The following is a 21,051-nucleotide window of genomic DNA, read 5'->3' as shown; positions in this document are numbered from 1 at the left end:
AACTTCTCCCCTAACCTTCGTCGGACTTCCTCCGAGTAAATATGCGAATTGGCGTACCTTCAAAATCAAACGCTCCGCGGATTTTATTCTCCAGGTAACGCTCATAAGAGAAGTGCATCAATTCCGGATCGTTTACAAAAATAACCATGGTGGGCGGTTTAACAGCAACCTGTGTCACGTAGTTAATCCGCATTCTGCGTCCTTTGTCTGTAGGCGGCGGATTAATAGCCACTGCATCCGATACAACATCATTAAGCAAGTGCGTCTGAACACGCATTGAATGCTGCTGAGCTACACGTGTTACCACAGGAAGCAATTTTTGTAAGCGTTGTTTCGTTTTGGCTGACAAAAAGACTACGGGAGCATAAGTCATAAACAGGAAGTGATCCCGAATTTTTTTCTCAAACTCATTCATCGTTTTATCCGTTTTATCAACCACGTCCCACTTATTCACAACGAACAAGGAAGCTTTACCAGCTTCAAATGCATAACCTGCAATATGCTTGTCCTGTTCAATGATGCCTTCCTCACCGTTAATTACGATCAAAACGACATCAGCACGTTCAATGGCACGCATAGCACGCATAACACTGTATTTCTCGGTAGTTTCATACACTTTACCACGTTTACGCATACCTGCTGTATCAATCAGCACGTAACGCTGCCCATCTTTTTCGAACGGTGTATCGATGGCATCGCGCGTCGTTCCAGCCACATCACTAACGATAACACGTTCCTCACCCAAAATGGCATTCACCAATGAAGATTTACCTACGTTTGGACGTCCGATTAGAGCAACACGGATGACATCTTCATCGTATGTCTCTTCCACAAGTTCCGGCAGTTTTTCAACGATGGCATCCAGCAAATCACCTATACCTGTACCATGACTTCCGGATACACCGATGGGATCACCGAATCCAAATCCATAAAACTCATAAATGAGCTCACTGCGCCCAATATTATCCACTTTGTTAACGGCTACAACAATGGGCTTGCCTGAGCGGTACAACATCTCTGCGACTTCTTCGTCAGATTGCGTAATTCCTGCTTTTGCATCACACATGAATACAATAACATCCGCTTCTTCAATGGCGAGCTCTGCCTGCATCCGAATTGATTTAAGAATGACATCCTCGCCGTCGATTTCGATACCACCTGTATCGATAATACTGAATGGTTTACCGTTCCATTCACCGATTCCGTAGATCCGGTCACGGGTAATACCCGGCTTGTCTTCCACAATGGCCAGTCTGTCGCCGATAATCCGATTAAAAATAGTGGATTTACCCACGTTCGGTCGCCCGACAATTGCCACAACGGGTCTTGCCATACATTCCACTCCTCCTGTCCATACTTACGTTACTCATCATAGCAAAAAACACATGTCTTGGCTAACCTTTCATGCCAAGAATGCTCACAATAACAACAATCGGCGAACCCGCTGGGGCTCGCCGATCTTGCTTTTATTGTTCAGCAAAATATGCAGTATAACTAAGAACCATGCATGAATAACTTATTTGAATTTGCTGAGTTTATCACCGAAACGTTCGCCAAGTGTGATACTCATACCTTGATTGCTCAAGGAAACGTTCGGGTTGTTGATTTCTTCACGCGGAGCGTTGTTTCTAGCAGGTCTTTCAGCTTTTGGCGCTTGGGCAGGAGCTTCTTCTGTTTCTTTGATGCTCAGGCTTACACGTTGCTCAGCAGGGTTCATGTCGAGAATCTTAACTTGAACTTCCTGACCTTCTTTCAACACTTCGTGTGGAGTGCCGATGTGTTTGTGGGAGATTTGTGAGATGTGCACAAGTCCCTCAACACCAGGAGCGATTTCAACAAATGCACCGAAATCAACCAGACGTTTTACAACACCTGTTACGATATCGCTAGTGTTGAATTTCTCGCCAGCTGTTTCCCATGGTCCTGGTTGAACAGCTTTCATGCTCAGGCTGATTTTACCTTTTTCAGGGTCAACCTTCAGCACTTTAACGCTGACTTTGTCACCTTCGGAAAGGACGTCGGATGGTTTGTCCACATGAGTCCAAGCGAGCTCGGAAACGTGAACCAGACCGTCAACTCCGCCTACATCAACGAATGCACCAAATTGAGTCAAACGTTGTACTGTACCTTCGATAACTTGGCCTTCTTGCAGACCAGCCATAACCTCAGCTTTGTTAGCTTCGAATTCTTGCTCCAGAACGTCTTTTTGGGAAAGGATCACTTTGTTGTTCTCACGATCGATCTCTTTCACTTTAACGCGCAGTGTGCGTCCTTTGTAGTCACTGAAGTCTTCTACGAAATGGCGCTCAACCATGGAAGCCGGGATAAATCCGCGTACGCCCACGTCTGCTACCAGACCGCCTTTTACCACATCAGCTACAACAACTTCGAATACATCTTGGTCTTCAAAATGCTTTTGCAATTGATCCCAAGCGTTTTCGCTGTCGATTGCACGTTTGGACAAAACGAGTTTTTCTTTCTCATCGTCGATGCTAAGTACTTTAGCTTCAACTTCTTGTCCAACTTCTACTGCATCAGACGCGCTGTCAACATGCAATGAGGACAGTTCGCGAATTGGAATTACACCGTCATATTTATATCCAATGCTCACATAGGCTTGGTTATCTTCCAATTTGACGATGGTTCCTTTTACGGTATCTCCTTTTTTCAAGGAAACGAATTGATCCAACTCATCTTGGGTTGCTTCTTGATTTTTCATTTCTTCCGACATGTCAAATACCCTCCTCAATTCAAAAACCCCATTATATTCAAACCTGCCTATAGCAGAGTTCAAAACACTTTCAACGCTGAATGGCTCGGATTAGTTTCCCTCAAAAAAATGGAAACATGCATTCAGACTTTCGGCGAAGAGCAAATTATTTGCTCGGTACGCCCGTTTTCACCATTTCATTAATTTTGGACATAATCTTTTCAGTTGCTCTTTCCAGTGCATCACCGGAAGGATCTTCCTTAAACTCGTCCAAATTCACCGGTGCTCCATACACAACTTTCATCTTACGAAAAAGCTTGTAGTTGCCGATAATAGCAGTAGGGATAACGGTGGCACCACTCCGAAGAGCGAAGCTCGCTGCACCTTTTTTGCCGATGCCTCCATCGTTGTGCCGGCTCCCGGATGGGAATATGCCGAGTACTTCACCGTTACGCAAAATGTTTAGTGAAGTTTTGATGGATTCCTTGCTAACGCCCCCACGCTTAACGGGAAACGCGCCCACAGCCTTAATGATCTTGCCCAATACCGGAACATCGAACAATTCACTTTTGGCCATAAAGCGTACCTGCCGGCGAATTTTAATACCTACCGTTGGAGGATCAAAGTTACTGATATGATTGGAACATAAAAGTACGCCGCCCTCTTGCGGGATATTCTCCCGTCCAACTGCTTCCAGGCGGAAAAGAATGGTGTAAATGATCCGCAGTAATGTGCTGCAAAATGTGTAAATCATAGACCAACCTCTCCTCTGACCATTGTGCAATAAGATACGATTTTGTCAACCACTTCATGAATACTCATCTTGGTTGTATCAAGAACGGTTGCGTCCTCGGCACAGCGAAGTGGGGATATCTCCCGCTCTTCATCCAATTTGTCACGTGTGGCAATGTCTCGCTCTAATTGCATTAACGTCAGTCCTTCAGAGGGGTCCAGTTCTTTGAAGCGGCGAAGTGCGCGCTCTTCCACACTGGCAGTCATGAAGATTTTCACTTCCGCATCGGGCAATACTGTCGTTCCGATATCGCGTCCATCCATGACGACGCCCTTGCGCAAAGCCATTTGCCGCTGAGTATCCACTAATTGCGAACGCAGCCCCTCGATTTGCGCATATCGGGACACGATCCCCGTAACTTCACGGGAGCGGATTTCCGAGGTAACATCTTCCCCGTTACAGAACACTTTCTGTCCGCCCGGGTCCGGCTGTAAATCAATGACCAGTTTGTGGGCTTCTTGAAGCACCTCTGTTACATTATCCGGAGAAATCCCTTTCCGAATCATGTGTAGGGTTACCGCACGGTACATTGCGCCAGTATCGACGTAAATATACCCGAGCGCCTCTGCAACCAATCGGGCCACGGTGCTTTTCCCGGCACCAGCAGGTCCGTCAATTGCAACGTTCATCTTCCCGTTCTCTGATGTGTTCTGGCTTGCCAACGGGGCATTCCTCCTCAAACGATAAGCCTCAATAAAAAAACAGGCATTGCCTGCATCGTGAAAATTATACCACACTATACACATGGATGCAAAAACAGCCAATTCAGTAATGTTCCTTTTCCGTTGAAAGCTTCATATGAATTGGTGTTCCCTCCATTCGGTCGATCTGGGTCACATTTCGTTTGAAATAGGGAACCTGAAGCAGCAATTGGTAAACCACCAACAACAAGAACAAAACAGAAATTAGTTGAAGAAGCCTTCTTTCCATCCGTTTGGAAAACACGTAGTAAAGACGCTCGTATCTTTGGGATGTACGTCGGTGATTCATACCCAAACACCTCCGCTTTTCCCATTACGGTTCCCGCCGCATTTCCTTTTTATTCAAAAAGAGTATCCTTACCTCGTTCGATAATCCAACTGCCGCTCAAAGCAAAACTTAATGATTTTCTGACGCTCCGAATCTGTAATTTGGGTAAACTTCAACATGCAGAGCTGTCTGCCAGACTCCAGGGTTTTGATGCGAACGACTTCCGCTTCGAAAGCCACATGTTCAATCGTGGAATTCCGGTAGGGAACAAGCAGCCAGCAATTCAATTTTTGTCCTTCCGCGATCGGGAAGTTTGGTTCTCCATAGATAGATAATCCCCCGCCACCTATATCCTCGGTCAATCCCACCGCACGAGTCAGGTCTTCGGCTTGAATGGCTAATTCAAGATTTGCATGAACACGCAGGAAGCTGCGTCGCTGTATTTTAGAGATATCGTCAGGCAGCGGCTTGCGTATACGCACTAGTCTTACCACATCTTCTTCAAATCCGGTCACGTACGTGTTGAAGTAATGTCTGACGCCGTCTTCAGTGATATAAGAGATGGACAATTCTTCGCCGAAGTACAATCTTTTTAAACGACTGCTACCTTGTTGCATAGGCACTTCAATCAAAAAGCTGTGATCATCCATGTCCGCTATACGGGATTTGTACTCCTTGCTCTCTTCTTTTTCATCGGGTGAGGCAATTTGGATGTGTAAAATTTCATTAATTTTTGGATACAAGCTATTCACCGCCACCTTAGCTATTAATCATCATATGTACAAGGACTATTATACCATGACCTTTCTCATAGCGGATAACAAAAAACAGACCACGATGTGGTCTGTTCCTCTAAAATTTGTTGCGTTTTGTTTATTCCTTGGGATTCTAAGAAGTCGCATTCACGGGTTTAATTTCCTCAACTGCTTCTTCAAGCCCTGTATCGGCGTTGATATAAATTCGGTATTTCGTACCGTTGATACGTCCACCGAATTCATAACACAATACTTCCTTGCTGTAATCATTCTCAATCAATGATTTACGTGCGTAATTCTCCTCAAATTCAGGATTAAGCTTTTTGCGAGCCTGTGCTTCGGTAAGAGCCGCTTTCGGAATCTTCCGTTGTTTCTGATGCTCATAGACATAATCACTTGCCTGAAAGCCTGTAACCTCTCCGGTATCCAGACCAACACGTACAGACATTTTCTCCGGATAGATCAGAGTGTCCCCTTGTTTGCGAACATACGTTAAATTTGCTAAGTTACCGTACTCATCGTAGTTTACTGCTTTCATGTCTTTGTAGCCTTTATTGACGAGAAATTGATCCGCTTTGGCCATGGCATCGGAACGCGATACCTTTTTCGCCCCGATCGGTCTAGTATCACTGTAGGAAATCAGCATGCCCCCATTGCGGGTGAAGTCCATCATCAATTTGCTTTCTTTGCCTTGATTGATCGTAGCGGTATAGGACTCCCAATCTGTACCTTTACCATTCTCCTGAACCTGGATTTTATTGCTGTCCGCATTCGAGAATTCGGCAGCTTTGCTTTGAATTTGTTCTTTCGACACCGGAATGCCATCCAGCTTCTTGACTGAACGCTTTGCATAAATGCTGGATACCGAAGGCCCCCAGTCAAGTTCAGGATACTCCTGTACTTTTTTGTTTACCGTGCGAAATCCATCGACAATGGTGTTATCCATCGTTTCTTCTTCAGTCGCCATAGCCGTTTCGGCATCCATCCAGCGCAAGCGGTCAGAAAGTACTTTTTGCTGGACTTCCTGCAGGTTTTTAGTGATCTCGGAGGAATTCTGGTACAGCCTTTTCAGGTTGCCCACTTCCTTCTCACTTAGTGGTTCATTGGTTAGATCACGCATGGATGCCTGATAAGCAAAGTTTGAGATTCGAGAAAGAAATTCCTCCGTCTCGTTAAAAGGCAGCATCGTCAGTGGCAATTGGTTAATTTCATTTTGCGCCTCGCTGGTAAGCCGCCACACATTCATCAGACCTTTGCGGTGCATCCCTTGGGAAGTGGAGTTCACCGCCAGTGTATTGCCGATTTCGGAATGCAGCTTGTCCATATGGAAGGACAAATCATGAAACGCACGCTGATATTGATTCTCCGCTTTGATCAAGATCGCATTTTTCTCCTGGTTCTCCTGGTATCCCCAAACAAGGGCACCGATCAGCAGTACTGCAAATATCGGAAACATGACTGAACTTAAACGTTTATACATCGGTAGAGTCTCCTTTCATCTAAACCACTGTCTATATTGTGGATCGAAGAAAGTCCTCTTATGCATCGGTTTTCCAGCCGGCACAATGTTTGACTCTTTACGAGCCATTTAGTTCATTTGAATCCATGACGCACCGCCGTCTTCTTCAATTTCAAATTGATCCCGATTATCACACAGACACTGCTTAAATCCGGTCTCAATCCGCCCTCTTTCTTTTTTACCGCGCAGCGTAAACCGCTCTCCGCACTGTTTGCATCTGATTTTAATTTTTATTCTCATTACGCTGTCCCCGTTTCTGTTGTTCATTCCCCGGGGATTTTATAGGATAAAAACAAAAAAACACACCGGGGCATCAGGCGCAGTAAGCGCTCCATGTCCACCAGTGTGTCCGTATTTCTATAATTTAATCTCTTCCTCCCGTTTCACAAATCGAAAAGGAGAGCGGTTGTTAGCCCGCGTAATTTTGCCCATGGCTCCATACCACAATCCCGCCATTAACGGTGCGATGAACCACAGCCAGTAGTTTGCCATCGTGTTCATAATGACATCGTACAGCGCATGCCAGAAAAATGGAAGCAGCAAGGAGAGCATCAAGAACCAACGTTTCTTCTTGCCATCCGTAAACTTGGCCCGCCCCATGTAATACCCCATAATGACCGCAAACATGGCGTGTCCTGACACAGGGAGTAATGCACGGAGAAACATGGCTGAGACGGATGCATTCCCCGCAAAGGCATACAAAACATTCTCCACCGTAGCAAAACCAAGTGAAACCGCAACAGCGTACAGAATGCCGTCATATGGCTCATCAAACTCCGTGTGGTTATAAATGATATGGTATAATACAAACCATTTGACGAATTCCTCAACCCCGCCCGAAATCAGAATGGACTCAACATAGGGGTTATCTCCGAGCCAAAGCATCATACCTCGCTGAATAATCATTACGGGCAACACCATCAAAATACCCATGACGAAAACTCTTAGTACCATATGAAGCGGCTCAGAATCATAACGGTCTTTCAGATAAAAATATGTTAACAAGGCGAGACCCGGAGCTACTGCTGCCGCTAAAACCGAAAACAAAAGCACCGAAATTCCCTCCTCTGACTAAGACGCGTTTGCAATTGAATTTAATCCTGACGTTTGAAATGAGTGCAAATCACTTCAATGGCCTGTTCAGGGATAATGACTTTACCATACTCTTCCATTACCGCTGGCGTAACCGAAGAACCCTCACCAAATTCGGCAAGCAGCGCTATTAACGCAGCATGTTTGGTGGTATCGACATCGTCCGGCTCCAGATGCAGGAACCACTTGTCTTTATAGGAATAGAGTCTTCCCGCGTTCGTTACATGTTGACGCAACATATGTGCAGCCTCAATCAAAACTTCAAAATCCTTAAAGGCATATACGATGGAATCGCTCTGCTCCAAGGTGACTTCCATTTCGTATACTTCTTCAGGCAGATCATCCTCGTTGCCCGAACCATATTGTTGCGGATCATATTTCCCACGCGTAACAATGACAACCATTCCTTGAGCGGGAAGTGCGAATACTTCGACAGCAAGCGGACCTGTAGCATCGAACCCAAGTTCGGAATATGCCTGATCCATCATTTCAGTGAACAGTTCATGAACTTTAGGTATTTCCTGCCACATATCTTCTTTTTGTATTCCGCGCTCGCTCAGATCGTCAAAGGTCAGGAAAATCCGTATCTTATCGTGACTTAATCGTTCTATTTTCATACAGGATCTCCCCTTTATAAGCAAGTCTTATAACAGATTATGAAGCACAAAACAATATGTGCTGAAAATAAATCTATGTAGTTATGTTATCATTTTATACCTGCAAATGCACGAAGTAAAATCGACAAAAAAAGAATCAATCCACATCATACAAGACTGTGGTTGATTCTATTCCAGTAGTTTTGGTTTATAAACCGGGTACTGTTGTGTTTGTTTTAGTCAAAATTTGCTCAACTTCATGTTTAACATCCGGATTGGTGCGAATAAAATCTTTGAGCATGTTCATGTTTTCTTCTTTTTCCTGCGGGGTAATGGCTCTTTCCGTTTTTTTCAATGCACTTTTGTGGGATTCACCATGCTCATTATTTTTGGAGCTGAATCCATCCATGCCTGGAAAAGTCATTTCCATCATCTTGTGTTTGGCTTGACCCATCATGTTGCCTTGCGAGAGGGAAGACAACATGGGAATTTTGCCCTTGGACAGATATGAACTGGCTGCAACGCCAACTACAATCCCCCAAAAAAAGGATGACACCTTCATTACATCAACCTCCTCTTATGTTAAGATCACAACTAGTGTTTGCGGAAGCACGACATCTCATTCCGCATAAATACAGGAAAGTGAGTTGAAATTATGTTTAGAACGACTGCCGCAATCCTTATTGCCGCGAGTCTCCTGTTGTCAGCATGCGGAACGCAAGAAGCATCAACTACCGAAAACACAGCTCCTGAAAATGAAACTGTCTCTTCTGTACCAAGTGAAGAGAGCAACACTTCAAACATGAAAGATAATCAGACATCAACACAGGACAGCTTAGAGCAAACGGAACAACAAGAACAAGAACAAACCGAAGATAAGAAGGAACAACAGATTGAAAAAACGTATCATATGAATGAAAATTATTACATCAAGCCCAATGATGAAAATGGTAAAAAAAAGGTCGTTCTTTTGACATTCGATGACGGCCCAAAAGAAGAAGAAATGATTAATGGACTAATTGACACGCTCGACAAACATCATGCCAAGGCCATATTTTTCGTTAATGGATACCGGGTCAAAAGTCATCCTGAATTGTTAAAGCTCATTTACGAGCGAGAACAAATTATTGGGAACCACGCCTGGGACCATGAGGATCTCAAGAAAATGTCCGCTTCAGAAGCTGCCAAGCAGGTAACTGATGTTCAACACATCGTTAAAGAAACGATTGGTGTGGAACCGGAATTTTTCCGTCCTCCCTTTGGCTCAGGCAATGACGCTTTGAAAGAAGCCGTCAAAAAAAATGGCATGTTATACATGACTTGGTCCAACGGTTCGTTGGACTGGGACAAGAGCACTCAGAACAAACCGGAAAAAGTGGTTCAGAATGTGCTTGATCAGTTAAATCCCGGAAGTAATATCTTGATGCATGAACTTCCTTGGACTGTAGGGGCACTTGATGATTTGTTAACGAAGCTGGAGAACAAGGGGTATTCATTTGTAGATCCACGTTCCATAGAGCTCGAAGCCAGGTGAAAATATAAATAAAACAGCCCTGATCCATATAGATCGAGGCTGTTTTATTTATTATTTACCGATTTTAAAGTAATCTTGTGCATCTCAGCGGAGCAGCATAATCTGAGCGGCAAATGATTCGTTCCATAACCTCTGCTGACCAGCATTTTGCCATTGGGATCACCGTTCATCTTTTTCAAGGTGTACCATCCGTTCGACACATTCCGGTAAGCTTTGTTCAGAAAAAGCGGGCCAAGAAACGGGAAAACAAGTTGTCCCCCGTGAGTATGTCCACTCAAGATAAGATCAGCATAATCATGTACATGCTTCGCCTGAAGCGGATCGTGAATTAACACAATCAAGCATTCATTCCTGTCCTTTTCCGTGAGGTGATTGCTTAGCTCATGGGACCGATAATCTGCTCCGGCGAGTTTTATGCTGGAATCACTCTTTTGAAGAGACACAACCTGGTCCTGCAGAAGCCGAACGCCAGTTTCCTGAAAAATCCGTGCTAACTGAGTCGTTCCCGCAAGTTTGTCATGATTTCCATAAACCGCAAAAGTAGGGGCAATCGCTGTCAGCAATTGCATATTGCGTCTGACGATAGACCATAACATTCCTTTTTCAGCCACATCTCCGCCTATGAGAACCCAATCCACCTGACCCAATAGCGGCATAAGGTCCTCCTGCTTCAATTGTCTCTTATGAAGGTCGGATACATACAAAATGACGCTTCCATCAAATGAAAGGGGTAGGCCGTTTACTTCAACTTCATCCTCCACGACCCGATGAAGCTGCGCTTCGCGCCACATATAAACCACTAATATGAAAACCAACATTAACACTGAAGCGAACCAGACCATCATTACCAAGGCCAGGGAAGAAATGTGTTTAGTGGTGGAGCCCCTTTTATGCCCCACCAAACAAGGCTGACCGTGAGCAAAACAAAAATAATGATGAGTGAATTAACAAAGCGTTTACTTAACCGCAATCGGCGTGAAGGGTGTAGCTCAGTCCGTGTAGGAAGTGAACCTGCTTCCGTGACCGTCTCATCGGTCGCTTTTTGCGGTGATTTGGAACGTGCTGGAGCCCGGCTGGGGAGCACTGGGCTTTCCAGAGCTGATGCATACGACTTGCGTTGTGATCTTGGTATGGACACCGTGGACAATGACGTCCCCGTCCCCTCCAGTGCAGCAGCCGGTTCAGCAACCAAGTTCACTTGAGGAGCCGAAGTCCGCTCGGTTTTCTCTGTTTTGTCCGAATGACGGTGGCGCTGACTGCCATATGTCTTCATTCTACTTAATTGCTGGTTCATGATCCCCTCCGAAAACGTATCGCTAATCCGGACACCAAATCAATAATAAAGTGACATAATATCGGCGCCCACAATGTGCCGGATTGCAAATAAATCCAACCCAATCCATAGCTTGAAACAAATACCCAACCTGTAGGAATCCAGTGGCGAAGATATCGAATATGAATTACTGCAAACAAAATGCTAGTCCAGTAAGGGCCAATTGCATGCTGTATGGCTCCACGAAACAACAACTCTTCACATATAGCGACAATGGCCGCTATACATACGATATGCCAAATGGGGCGAGATCTGAACAGCATATCGTTAATTCCGCCGTCATCCATGCTCTCCTGAGGAATGACATGGGAAAGTACCAAATCCATGACCAGCATAATACCAGCAAGACCAAGCCCCCACCAAATAAAATGGACACTTTCAGGCCAAGCGAGCACGTCGAACAGATTTCGCTTCTGCATTAAAATCCATATAACTCCAATGATCAGAGTTAAACCTTGTGTAAAGTATAGATTGATCAGAAGCAAGCGCTCGGTAAGCTGCTGTGGTTCAGCCTTCTGAATCTTGAACTTGGAAAACTTTGATTTTTTCATCGCCTGCGTCTGTCCTCTTACTAGATATTTGATGGATAACCTACTTGGCTGCCCAATCGGATAGTATACTAAATGATAGCCAAAAAAACAAATTGGTTCAAGACCTGCCTCAAGTCCTGGTTTCCTATCCTTTGTTATCCGAATTTTAGCCTCATCGTGACTTCTGAAAAGATTTTTTGAATCTCTGAAATATCCACTACTTTTTATTATATGATATAGTCATCTTCCATAGTGAACCGCTGATAAATGTACGAGATCCAGCCCATTTGAATTAAAACATTTATGCCTATTGACATGGTCATGTTAGCCATGATACATTATGAAAAAATTAGTCACGTTAAACACGATGATGGAAAAAAGATGTTGCTTTGTTCTTACAGAGAGCCGATGGACGGTGCAAATCGGTGGCAGGCAATTGATCTTGAGCGTTCCTGAGTTATTGCATTGAAATTAGAGTAGGTGCAATCGGTTTAGACCCGTTATCCTCTTCGGTCTTTATTGACCGCGAAGACTGTCGTTGCGAAGCGGCAGTGAATTAGGGTGGTACCACGACAACTCTCGTCCCTTATTGCGCAAGCAGTATGTGGATTGAGAGTTTTTTGATTTATTTCTAGGAATATGACGTGGGGTCCACTCTATTATTACACCCCTCTCCTCTGCTGCGACACCGCGTTGTTGGGCGGAAGGATATACCCGGTTTTAAGGAACACCTCTTTGCAGAGGTAAGGCCTTGACGATATAGATACACATACTAAGGAGGAAGAAACCATGTACAAAGTGTTAGTATCGGACCCAATCAGTGATCTGGGTATCCAGCAGCTGGTGGATGCAAATGATGTTGTAGTTGAGAAAAATACCGGTCTTAGTGAAGATGAGCTTGTAGCCATTATCGGTAATTATGACGCCCTTCTCGTTCGAAGCCAAACTCGTGTTACAGATCGTATTATGACCGCTGGAACAAATCTCAAGGTCATTGGCCGTGCAGGGGTTGGGGTGGATAACATTGACCTCGAGGCTGCCACTCAACGCGGTATCATCGTTATTAATGCCCCTGATGGTAACACCATCACGACATGTGAGCATACATTTGCCATGATGATGGCACTGGCACGTCACATCCCACAGGCATATGCCAAAACCATTCAAGGTACATGGGATCGTAAAACCTTCCTGGGTGTGGAACTCAGAAACAAAACACTGGGCGTACTCGGGATGGGACGGATCGGCAGCGAGGTAGCTAAACGTGCCAAAGCCTTTGGTATGGATATTCTCGCATATGACCCGTTTCTGACCCAAGAACGTGCAGAGAAGCTTCAGGTTAAACTGGCCAGCGTAGATGATATCATTCGTAATGCCGACTTTATGACAGTACACACTCCATTGACACCTGAAACTCGTCACATGATCTCCCGCGCACAATTTGAAGTCATGAAAAAAGGCATGCGCATCATCAACTGTGCTCGTGGCGGAGTCATTGATGAAATGGCTCTTGTGGAAGCAATTGATGAAGGTATTGTTGCCGGTGCTGCATTTGACGTATTTGAAAGCGAGCCACCAGCACAGGATCATCCTTTCCTGAACCACCCGAGCATTATCGTAACGCCTCACCTGGGTGCATCCACCGTGGAAGCACAAGAAAATGTAGCGATTGATGTATCGGAGCAGGTACTTCATATTTTGCGGAATGAACCGTTCAAAAACGCTGTGAACATGCCAGCAGTTGCGCCAACGGTTATGAATAAACTTCAGCCGTATTTCAAGCTGGGTGAAACCCTGGGCAGCTTTGCAGCTCAAATTACACAAAATGCAGTACAAGAGATTCGAATTGACTATGCAGGTGACCTTTCAGAAGTAGATACGTCGCCACTCACTCGTTACATTGTTAAGGGCATTCTCGCCAGACATCTGGGCGGGGAGGCAAATATCGTCAACTCCATGCATCTGGCCAAAACCCGTGATCTGAATGTGGTTGTAAGCCAAACATCCGCAACCAAAGGGTTTACCAATCTCATCACAGTCACATTGGTAACGACACAGGACGGAGAGGAGCGTCGTGTAGCTGGTACGCTGCTTGCAGGTTATGGAGAACGGATCGTACGCCTGGACAAATTCCCAGTAGATATCGCTCCAGAAAGTCACCAAATTCTGATCTCCCATAACGATAAGCCAGGTATCATCGGACGGGTGGGTACTCTGCTTGGTCAAAATGATGTCAACATTGCCTCCATGCAGGTGGGACGTAAAATTATCGGTGGTGCTGCAATCATGATTCTGACTGTGGATAAAGCCGTTCCGAAAGATGTCCTTGTCCAGCTTACAGGTCTGCCTGAGCTTAATACAGCTGTTGAAATTGTTCTTGAATAGTTGCTATATCGTTCATAGTTAGTCAAAAGAGACGATCCCCAAAGGGTTCGTCTCTTTTTCTGTAATTAGCTTAACCGAATGATATTAAGTGTTGCACCCGGAGGTGACAGTACTGCTGTTGCAATCAAGCCAAACAATTGCAGTTGAATGGTTGATCCAGCTGTGACGGTTATAATAAAGTCGGTTGCTAACTGGCTAAGCGAAAGTACTGGTGAGATTACACTTGGTGGAACTACAGCACCATTAAGCAATATCCGAGATTGGACAGCGAGAGCTGCGGTAAGATTGATTTTGTAACTAATATAATAACGTCCTGCGGTAGCGAGAGTAAACGTATCACTGGTTCCATTCACTGTGATGCCTGTTCCTATATTTTGGTTATCAGGGAGTGGAACTAATGTACCTCCCAAAATAACCAGAATGGTTCCATTTGTATTCTCTGCGTATGAGGAAGCTGCTGTAACCGAAGTTCCTGTTACACCTGTGGCGCCAGTAGCCCCAGTGGATCCGACACCAGTCGCCCCCGTAATGCCAGTTGCACCGGTGGCACCTGTTATACCTGTCTCCCCAGTTGCACCTGTTGCCCCGGTTACTCCCGTACTTCCCGTTATGCCTACACCCGTTGCTCCGGTTATACCAGTCTCTCCAGTTATGCCAGTTGTACCCGTTACTCCCGTAGCACCTGTGGTTCCAGTAACCCCTGTACTTCCTGTTACTCCTACGCCAGTCGCTCCCGTTATACCCGTTTCTCCGGTGACACCAGTAGATCCTGTATTTCCGGTCACTCCCGTGATTCCAGTTGCTCCCGTATCACCAGTTACCCCTGTAACCCCAGTCACTCCAGTTATTCCTGTTGCTCCAGTATCCCCGGTGGCACCTGTTACGCCAGAGACTCCTGTTAATCCGGTTACACCAGTTGCCCCTGCACCCGCCAGTAATGTGTAATCTGGCGATGTCCCTGGTGTTCCGGTTGGCCCTGCAACATTGGCAATATACGTACTTCCATTGAACGTAACTACTTGACCTGCTGGGTACGTTGGAGCCACAGCTGGATCGAATGGTACAACTCCACTCAAACCAATACCGGTCGCACCTGTGATGCCAGTTGCTCCAGTTATACCCGTTGCTCCAGTAACACCAGTAACTCCTGTATCTCCGGTCACTCCCGTAATCCCGGTAATGCCAGTTGCTCCCGTATCACCAGTTAACCCTGTAACTCCAGTTATACCTGTTGCTCCGGTTACACCAGTTGCCCCTGCGCCCGCCAGTAATGTGTAATCTGGCGATGTCCCTGGTGTTCCGGTTGGCCCTGCAACATTGGCAATATACGTACTTCCATTGAACGTAACTACTTGACCTGCTGGGTACGTCGGAGCCACAGCTGGGTCGAATGGAACAACTCCACTCAAACCAATACCGGTCGCACCTGTAATGCCTGTTGCTCCTGTTATACCCGTTGCTCCGGTCACTCCCGTATCACCGGTTACCCCTGTAACTCCAGTCGCTCCAGTTATACCCGTGATCCCTATTGCTCCAGTATCCCCGGTGGCACCTGTTACGCCAGAGCCTCCAGTTAATCCGGTTACACCAGTTGCCCCTGCACCCGCCAGTAACGTGTAATCTGGCGATGTCCCTGGTGTTCCGGTCGGCGATGCAATATTGGCAATATACGTACTTCCATTGAACGTAACTACTTGACCTGCTGGGTACGTTGGAGCCACAGCTGGGTCGAATGGTACAACTCCGCTCAAACCAATACCGGTCGCACCTGTAATGCCTGTTGCTCCTGTTATACCCGTTGCTCCGGTCACTCCCGTATCACCAGTTACCCCTGTAACTCCAGTCGCTCCAGTTATACCTGTAATCCCTGTTGCTCCAGTTTCCCCGGTGGCACCTGTTATACCAGTGACACCAGTAAATCCTGTAACCCCGGTCACTCCCGTTATACCCGTGGTTCCCGTTGCTCCTGTTCCCCCAGTATCACCGGTGACTCCGGTTGCCCCAGTTGATCCGGTAACACCCGTTGCCCCTGCACCCGCCAGTAATGTGTAATCTGGCGATGTCCCTGGTGTTCCGGTTGGCCCTGCAACATTGGCAATATACGTACTTCCATTGAACGTAACTACTTGACCTGCTGGGTACGTTGGAGCCACAGCTGGATCGAATGGTACAACTCCACTCAAACCAATACCGGTCGCACCTGTGATGCCTGTTGCTCCAGTTTCCCCGGTGGCACCTGTTATACCAGTGACACCAGTAAATCCTGTAACCCCGGTCACTCCCGTTATACCCGTGGTTCCCGTTGCTCCTGTTCCCCCAGTATCACCGGTGACTCCGGTTGCCCCAGTTGATCCGGTAACGCCTGTTGCCCCTGCGCCCGCCAGTAATGTGTAATCCGGAGATGTTCCTGGTGTTCCCGTTGGTGCAGCAACATTCGCAATATACGTACCGCCGTTAAACGTAACTACCTGACCCGCTGGGTATGTTGGTGCAACGGCTGGATCAAATGCTAACACTCCACTCAAACCAACACCTGTCGCACCCGTGATACCTGTGATACCTGTAATCCCTGTTGCCCCTGTTGCCCCGGTTTCACCTGTAAAACCTGTGATGCCTGTAAACCCGGTCGCTCCGGTTATCCCCGTGATCCCTGTTGCTCCGGTTACTCCAGTGAATCCGGTAACGCCCGTTGCCCCTGCGCCAGCCAGTAATGTGTAATCCGGAGAGGTTCCGGGTGTCCCGGTCGGTGCCGCAACATTCGCGATATACGTACTGCCGTTGAACGTAACTACCTGACCCGCTAGATATGTTGGTGCTACGGCTGGATCGAAGGGCAAAATTCCGCTTAGTCCTACTCCTGTCGATCCTGTTGGACCTGTTGGACCTGTTGGACCTGTAGCTCCTGGACTTCCTGTGCTTCCTGTTACACTCACGCCTGTTGCACCAGTTACTCCTGTCGCCCCTGCTCCGGCAAGCAGCGTGTAGTCAGGAGACGTTCCTGGTGTTCCCGTTGGGGATGCAACAGTGGCGATATACGTGCTGCCGTTAAACGTAACCACCTGACCCGCTGGATATGTTGGCGCCACGGCCGGATCGTATGGCAAAATCCCAGTTAAACCTATTCCTGTCGCTCCCGTTGAACCTGCTGAACCAGTAGGTCCCGCACCCGCAAGCAGTGTATAATCCGGGGATGTATTTGGCGTTCCTATCGGAGAGGCCACATTCGTAATGTAAGTACTGCCGTTGAACGTAACCACCTGACCGGCCGGATATGTCTGAGCTACGGCCGGATCAAATGGCACCGATCCTTCCAAGCCTATGCCGGTTGCTCCTGTCGAGCCGGTTGCTCCTGCACTCGCAAGTAATGTATAATCCGCTGAACTTCCTGGCGTTCCTGTCGGAGAGACTACATTCGTAATATATGTTCCACCCGCAAAGGTTACAATTTGCCCGGAAGCATACGACGGGGCAAGCGCAGGATCAAAAGCAACAATGCCTGTTAAACCTGCGCCAGTTACGCCAGTTGCTCCCGTAGCACCCGTTGTTCCACCCGATAACAGCAATGTGAAATCTGGCGAACTTCCCGGGATACCCGTTGGGCTATTCACCGTAGCAACATAAAAATTCCCATTATAACTGACTACTTGGCCTTGAGAATAACTTGGACCCTCTGCCGGATCGTAAGGCGTTACATTATTTAACCCTACGCCTGTTGCTCCTGGTGGTCCCTGAGCACCTTGTGGTCCGGCTGGACCGATCGGACCGACTGGGCCCACGGATCCTGCTGGACCTGCTGGACCCGCCAAGCCCACCTCTCCTGGAGGCCCTGCCGGTCCCTGCACTCCAGGCACTCCGGGCACGCCTGGTACTCCAGGGACTCCCGGTGGACCAGCAGGTCCAGTTATCCCGGACGAACCAATCCCAATCGTTGCACGGCTAAGAGATATGGACATGTTTCGAATTAATCCTACCAGTTTATCTTTTTCTGGCGGGGGCACCTCGAGCAATAAAGTCACGCTCAACAGATCATCCAGCAGATTCTGCAAGTTGCCAGACAAGTTGACTAACGCAACAGGTACAACCTCGGAGGATGCAATGGTTAATTCTAATACGGCTTGAAGTTCGGCCTTAACGCCAGCACGAAAACCTGACTCGTTAACAAAAGTAAGTACATTCCGTAATCCCGATTGCAATGCAAGTATGTTAGCAGCTGTAGGCTGACTAACTGCAGTGGGGATCGTGATAGCCAAGGATTGAAGTAATGTTTCAAACTGCTCCTGCTCACCTGTTGTTATAGGAATGAAGGGTGATCCCGCCCTGAACGATCTACCTTCCAGAAATGCTTTGATATTTACCCGTTTACGCCTATCGGACATGCGTTATCCAATCCTCCTTTGACTGCCTTGTTTTTCAAGCTTATGTCACATTGGAGGGAAAATTATCTTGGACACTATAATTGTTTTGTGAAATAACTTCTTATTTTATTTGTTCCACGTTGAACAAGATTAAACGGTACACTTCAACAAAAAAACACCCTCCTGAGGAGGGTGTTTCCGCAATTTTTTGTATGATATCAGGCTATTTCGGGGAATTCACCGGAAATTGTAATATAAACTCTGTACCTTCCCCAAGTGTGCTGTTTACATGAATGATACCATGATGTGCATCAACGATATTTTTCACGATCGCCAGACCCAGTCCAGTACCCACACTTTCTCCACGAACCCGCGCCTTATCCGCTTTGTAAAATCTTTCAAAGATAAATGGCAGATCGGAGGTAGGTATACCGGCACCCTCATCCTTAATCGACACTTTAGCAATGGACGTGCGATGATCTCCAGCCAATGTGGCCGCAATAATGACATTTTTGTCGGGAGGTGTATGACGAAATGCATTATCAAGCAGATTGGTAAATACCTGCTCAAGACGATCCTCATCAGCCTGCTGAAGCATAATGGTAGGCAGATTACATTCAAAATGAAGCCGGATATCCTGTTCTTTAGAACGTACGGAAAATTTCCGATACACCCGCTCCAGAAGTTCCACTAGATCGACTTCCTTCATTGCCATGTCCGTATGCCCTGCTTCCATCCGAGCCAGATCCAGGAGATCCTTGACCAATCTGCCCATACGGAGTGACTCATCATGAATGACCTGAATCAATTCTTCACTTTCCTCGGGAGAGGCTGCCATGCCATCCAGAAGAGCTTCACTGTAACCTTGCATCATGGATAATGGTGTACGTATTTCATGAGATACATTGGCAACGAAATCACGACGCATTTTTTCCAGACGAACCTCTTCAGTCACATCACGCAGAACAGCAACCGCACCTCGAACCACGCTATCCGCATATAGTGGCGTCATCTGCACAGACCATACTCCCTGCTGTACATGTACATTCGAGCTCTGATCGCCGCCATGCTCCATAACCAGTTTAAACAAAGGAACCAGCGGTTCAGGAACATCCCGGGAAGACACATCCCCCTTATTTACTTCCTGCCCCTCTTCATCCTGGGCCCAATCGAGGTCACACCAAGCCTGCATGATCTTCTCCCCTGGAGGATTCGTCAGAATGACTTTACCTTCACCATCAAAGGTAACCACGGCATCGGTCATACTTCGAAGCACGCTTGCCAAGTGTTCCTTCTCATGGTTCAGGTTCCGAATGTTGTCCTCCAGTTGAGCAGCCATGTGGTTAAATGTGTTAGCCAGTTCTCCAATCTCGTCACTAGTCACCAGAGAGAGCCTTGTCCCATAGTTTCCTTTGCGGATCGCATTGGCTGCCTGAATCAACTGCTGCATCGGCTGAGTGATCTTCGTGAACAGAAAGAGGGCGAAGAATGTCGTCAAACTAAACCCGATGATACAGACATATGTGAACAGACGCTTGATGTCCCTGGATTCCGACTCCGCAAAATTGGTATCAATATACGGTAGCAAAAAAAGACCCAGCGCGATGAGCACACAGCCCACGAGACATATAATCGTAATCCATAACTTCCCGACCAGTGATCTCCAGAAATTGAAGCTATTTCGGTACTTCCAGTTTATAACCCACACCCCACACTGTCGTAATCATAGCCGCTGATTCAGGAGACACCTTGTTCAACTTTTCACGAAGACGCTTGACGTGCGTATCCACGGTGCGGAGATCACCGAAAAACTCGTAGTTCCAAACATCCTTGAGCAATTCCTCTCTGGAGAACACTTTGTCTGGAGAGGTCGCCAGGTAATGTAACAACTCGTATTCTTTTGGTGTAAGACTTATCTCTTCCCCGCCCGCAGTTACCCGGTGAGCGTCATGCTCAATAACCAGGTGAGGGAATACGATATTGTTGCTTGAATTGCTTTCTTTGGACAGATATGCAGTTGCAGAAGAACGACGCAGGATAGCCTTCACCCGGTAAATCACTTCACGTGGACTGAAAGGCTTCACCACATAGTCATCTGCCCCTACTTCAAACCCCTGAACACGGTTAATTTCTTCACCTTTTGCAGTCAGCATCAATACCGGGGTTGATTTCACCTGGCGCAGACGAGTGCACACTTCTACACCGTCCATGCCAGGCAGCATGACATCAAGCAAAATCAGGCCATAGTCTCCAGCTGTTGCTTTTCGCAATGCCGTCTCACCGTCTTCCGCTTCATCAATTTCATAGCCTTCTTTTTCAAGATACATTTTCAACAGTCTGCGGATTCGTTCCTCATCGTCCACGACCAGTATCCGGTTCTCATGTTCTGCCATTCCACTCCAGCCCCTTTGCAATAACTCCAATCACTTCTATTATGTTCGATCTGGCGAACAATATTTGAATGCCCACTTTTAACGCAG

Annotated in this window: 19 protein-coding genes and 1 other annotated feature; of the genes, 2 read left to right on the top strand and 17 right to left on the bottom strand. The window is 46.7% G+C overall.

Features of this window, described 5'->3' with window-relative positions; genetic code table 11:
• Positions 1-10: 10 nt before the first annotated feature.
• The 11 genes from der to ABGV42_RS25910 all read right to left on the bottom strand — a co-directional run bounded on the left by der (position 11) and on the right by ABGV42_RS25910 (position 8,996).
• Positions 11-1,333, bottom strand: coding sequence for a ribosome biogenesis GTPase Der (gene der, locus ABGV42_RS25960; protein ID WP_347384303.1), 1,323 nt, complete (start codon positions 1,331-1,333; stop codon positions 11-13).
• 183 nt (positions 1,334-1,516) lie between these two features.
• Positions 1,517-2,731 (bottom strand): 30S ribosomal protein S1, encoded by a 1,215-nt coding sequence (rpsA, locus tag ABGV42_RS25955; protein WP_095292903.1) that lies wholly within the window; start codon positions 2,729-2,731, stop codon positions 1,517-1,519.
• A gap of 145 nt (positions 2,732-2,876) precedes the next feature.
• Positions 2,877-3,464, bottom strand: a complete 588-nt coding sequence (locus ABGV42_RS25950) for a lysophospholipid acyltransferase family protein (RefSeq protein ID WP_347384302.1) — start codon at positions 3,462-3,464, stop codon at positions 2,877-2,879.
• The gene (gene cmk / locus ABGV42_RS25945; RefSeq protein ID WP_347384301.1) at positions 3,461-4,165 is read right to left on the bottom strand and encodes a (d)CMP kinase; all 705 of its coding nucleotides are present in this window, start codon (positions 4,163-4,165) and stop codon (positions 3,461-3,463) included. The genes ABGV42_RS25950 and cmk overlap by 4 nt, the downstream gene beginning before the upstream one ends.
• 103 nt (positions 4,166-4,268) lie before the next feature.
• Entirely contained in the window at positions 4,269-4,493 is a 225-nt protein-coding gene (locus ABGV42_RS25940) for a hypothetical protein (protein ID WP_347384300.1), read from the bottom strand.
• A 68-nt stretch (positions 4,494-4,561) separates the two neighbouring features.
• The gene (locus ABGV42_RS25935) at positions 4,562-5,215 is read right to left on the bottom strand and encodes a flagellar brake protein (RefSeq protein ID WP_347384299.1); all 654 of its coding nucleotides are present in this window, start codon (positions 5,213-5,215) and stop codon (positions 4,562-4,564) included.
• Between the two features lie 145 nt (positions 5,216-5,360).
• The gene (gene ypeB, locus ABGV42_RS25930; RefSeq protein WP_347384298.1) at positions 5,361-6,707 is read right to left on the bottom strand and encodes a germination protein YpeB; all 1,347 of its coding nucleotides are present in this window, start codon (positions 6,705-6,707) and stop codon (positions 5,361-5,363) included.
• A 108-nt stretch (positions 6,708-6,815) separates the two neighbouring features.
• The gene (locus ABGV42_RS25925) at positions 6,816-6,986 is read right to left on the bottom strand and encodes a hypothetical protein (protein ID WP_347384297.1); all 171 of its coding nucleotides are present in this window, start codon (positions 6,984-6,986) and stop codon (positions 6,816-6,818) included.
• A gap of 117 nt (positions 6,987-7,103) precedes the next feature.
• The gene (gene prsW, locus ABGV42_RS25920) at positions 7,104-7,799 is read right to left on the bottom strand and encodes a glutamic-type intramembrane protease PrsW (RefSeq protein ID WP_347384296.1); all 696 of its coding nucleotides are present in this window, start codon (positions 7,797-7,799) and stop codon (positions 7,104-7,106) included.
• Between the two features lie 41 nt (positions 7,800-7,840).
• A complete protein-coding gene (locus ABGV42_RS25915) occupies positions 7,841-8,455 on the bottom strand; it encodes a genetic competence negative regulator (RefSeq protein ID WP_347384295.1) in 615 nt (204 codons plus the stop codon).
• A gap of 187 nt (positions 8,456-8,642) precedes the next feature.
• Positions 8,643-8,996 carry a hypothetical protein gene (locus ABGV42_RS25910; protein WP_347384294.1) on the bottom strand — a complete coding sequence of 118 codons (354 nt, stop codon included), beginning with the start codon at positions 8,994-8,996 and terminating at the stop codon, positions 8,643-8,645.
• A gap of 93 nt (positions 8,997-9,089) precedes the next feature.
• Here ABGV42_RS25910 and ABGV42_RS25905 point away from each other — a divergent pair, with 93 nt between their 5' ends.
• Positions 9,090-9,968, top strand: coding sequence for a polysaccharide deacetylase family protein (locus tag ABGV42_RS25905; RefSeq protein WP_347384293.1), 879 nt, complete (start codon positions 9,090-9,092; stop codon positions 9,966-9,968).
• Positions 9,969-10,012: 44 nt separating this feature from the next.
• On the opposite strand, the gene ABGV42_RS25900 is transcribed toward ABGV42_RS25905, so the two are convergent.
• From ABGV42_RS25900 to ABGV42_RS25890, 3 genes are read right to left on the bottom strand one after another with little or no spacing between them, the layout of a single operon-like run.
• A complete protein-coding gene (locus ABGV42_RS25900) occupies positions 10,013-10,759 on the bottom strand; it encodes a metallophosphoesterase (protein ID WP_347384292.1) in 747 nt (248 codons plus the stop codon).
• A 53-nt stretch (positions 10,760-10,812) separates the two neighbouring features.
• Positions 10,813-11,262 carry a hypothetical protein gene (locus ABGV42_RS25895; RefSeq protein ID WP_347384291.1) on the bottom strand — a complete coding sequence of 150 codons (450 nt, stop codon included), beginning with the start codon at positions 11,260-11,262 and terminating at the stop codon, positions 10,813-10,815.
• Positions 11,259-11,852 (bottom strand): type II CAAX endopeptidase family protein, encoded by a 594-nt coding sequence (locus tag ABGV42_RS25890; protein ID WP_347384290.1) that lies wholly within the window; start codon positions 11,850-11,852, stop codon positions 11,259-11,261. Before ABGV42_RS25890 ends, ABGV42_RS25895 begins: the two co-directional genes overlap by 4 nt.
• A 337-nt stretch (positions 11,853-12,189) precedes the next feature.
• Positions 12,190-12,421: a binding site (T-box leader), on the top strand.
• 199 nt (positions 12,422-12,620) lie between these two features.
• Between ABGV42_RS25890 and serA the strand changes: the two genes are divergently transcribed.
• Positions 12,621-14,216, top strand: a complete 1,596-nt coding sequence (serA, locus tag ABGV42_RS25885) for a phosphoglycerate dehydrogenase (RefSeq protein ID WP_347384289.1) — start codon at positions 12,621-12,623, stop codon at positions 14,214-14,216.
• 65 nt (positions 14,217-14,281) lie between these two features.
• Here the strand turns inward: serA and ABGV42_RS25880 are convergent, their stop codons facing one another.
• The 3 genes from ABGV42_RS25880 to ABGV42_RS25870 form a co-directional block, all read right to left on the bottom strand.
• Positions 14,282-18,592, bottom strand: coding sequence for a BclA C-terminal domain-containing protein (locus ABGV42_RS25880; RefSeq protein WP_347384288.1), 4,311 nt, complete (start codon positions 18,590-18,592; stop codon positions 14,282-14,284).
• 202 nt (positions 18,593-18,794) lie between these two features.
• Positions 18,795-20,279: an ATP-binding protein gene (locus ABGV42_RS25875; RefSeq protein ID WP_347384287.1), complete on the bottom strand. Its 1,485-nt coding sequence runs from the start codon at positions 20,277-20,279 to the stop codon at positions 18,795-18,797.
• Positions 20,248-20,964, bottom strand: coding sequence for a response regulator transcription factor (locus ABGV42_RS25870; protein WP_017687664.1), 717 nt, complete (start codon positions 20,962-20,964; stop codon positions 20,248-20,250). Before ABGV42_RS25870 ends, ABGV42_RS25875 begins: the two co-directional genes overlap by 32 nt.
• Between the last annotated feature and the right edge of the window lie 87 nt (positions 20,965-21,051).

It is taken from the genome of Paenibacillus pabuli (genome assembly GCF_039831995.1).
In the GTDB taxonomy this organism is placed as follows: Bacteria; Bacillota; Bacilli; order Paenibacillales; family Paenibacillaceae; genus Paenibacillus; species Paenibacillus pabuli_C.
Note: the sequence above shows the minus strand (reverse complement) of the source record. Positions and strands in the feature narration are given on the sequence as shown.

Excerpts from the sequence above, each read along its gene's own strand:
- ABGV42_RS25915 (WP_347384295.1), bottom strand. The coding sequence starts at position 8,455 with ATGAAAATAGAACGATTAAGTCACGATAAGATACGGATTTTCCTGACC.
- ABGV42_RS25910 (WP_347384294.1), bottom strand. The coding sequence starts at position 8,996 with ATGAAGGTGTCATCCTTTTTTTGGGGGATTGTAGTTGGCGTTGCAGCC.
- ABGV42_RS25940 (WP_347384300.1), bottom strand. The coding sequence starts at position 4,493 with ATGAATCACCGACGTACATCCCAAAGATACGAGCGTCTTTACTACGTG.
- ABGV42_RS25900 (WP_347384292.1), bottom strand. The coding sequence starts at position 10,759 with ATGTGGCGCGAAGCGCAGCTTCATCGGGTCGTGGAGGATGAAGTTGAA.
- der (WP_347384303.1), bottom strand. The coding sequence starts at position 1,333 with ATGGCAAGACCCGTTGTGGCAATTGTCGGGCGACCGAACGTGGGTAAA.
- rpsA (WP_095292903.1), bottom strand. The coding sequence starts at position 2,731 with ATGTCGGAAGAAATGAAAAATCAAGAAGCAACCCAAGATGAGTTGGAT.
- ABGV42_RS25950 (WP_347384302.1), bottom strand. The coding sequence starts at position 3,464 with ATGATTTACACATTTTGCAGCACATTACTGCGGATCATTTACACCATT.
- ABGV42_RS25905 (WP_347384293.1), top strand. The coding sequence starts at position 9,090 with ATGTTTAGAACGACTGCCGCAATCCTTATTGCCGCGAGTCTCCTGTTG.
- ABGV42_RS25895 (WP_347384291.1), bottom strand. The coding sequence starts at position 11,262 with ATGAACCAGCAATTAAGTAGAATGAAGACATATGGCAGTCAGCGCCAC.
- ABGV42_RS25870 (WP_017687664.1), bottom strand. The coding sequence starts at position 20,964 with ATGGCAGAACATGAGAACCGGATACTGGTCGTGGACGATGAGGAACGA.
- serA (WP_347384289.1), top strand. The coding sequence starts at position 12,621 with ATGTACAAAGTGTTAGTATCGGACCCAATCAGTGATCTGGGTATCCAG.
- ABGV42_RS25890 (WP_347384290.1), bottom strand. The coding sequence starts at position 11,852 with ATGAAAAAATCAAAGTTTTCCAAGTTCAAGATTCAGAAGGCTGAACCA.
- ABGV42_RS25925 (WP_347384297.1), bottom strand. The coding sequence starts at position 6,986 with ATGAGAATAAAAATTAAAATCAGATGCAAACAGTGCGGAGAGCGGTTT.
- ypeB (WP_347384298.1), bottom strand. The coding sequence starts at position 6,707 with ATGTATAAACGTTTAAGTTCAGTCATGTTTCCGATATTTGCAGTACTG.
- ABGV42_RS25880 (WP_347384288.1), bottom strand. The coding sequence starts at position 18,592 with ATGTCCGATAGGCGTAAACGGGTAAATATCAAAGCATTTCTGGAAGGT.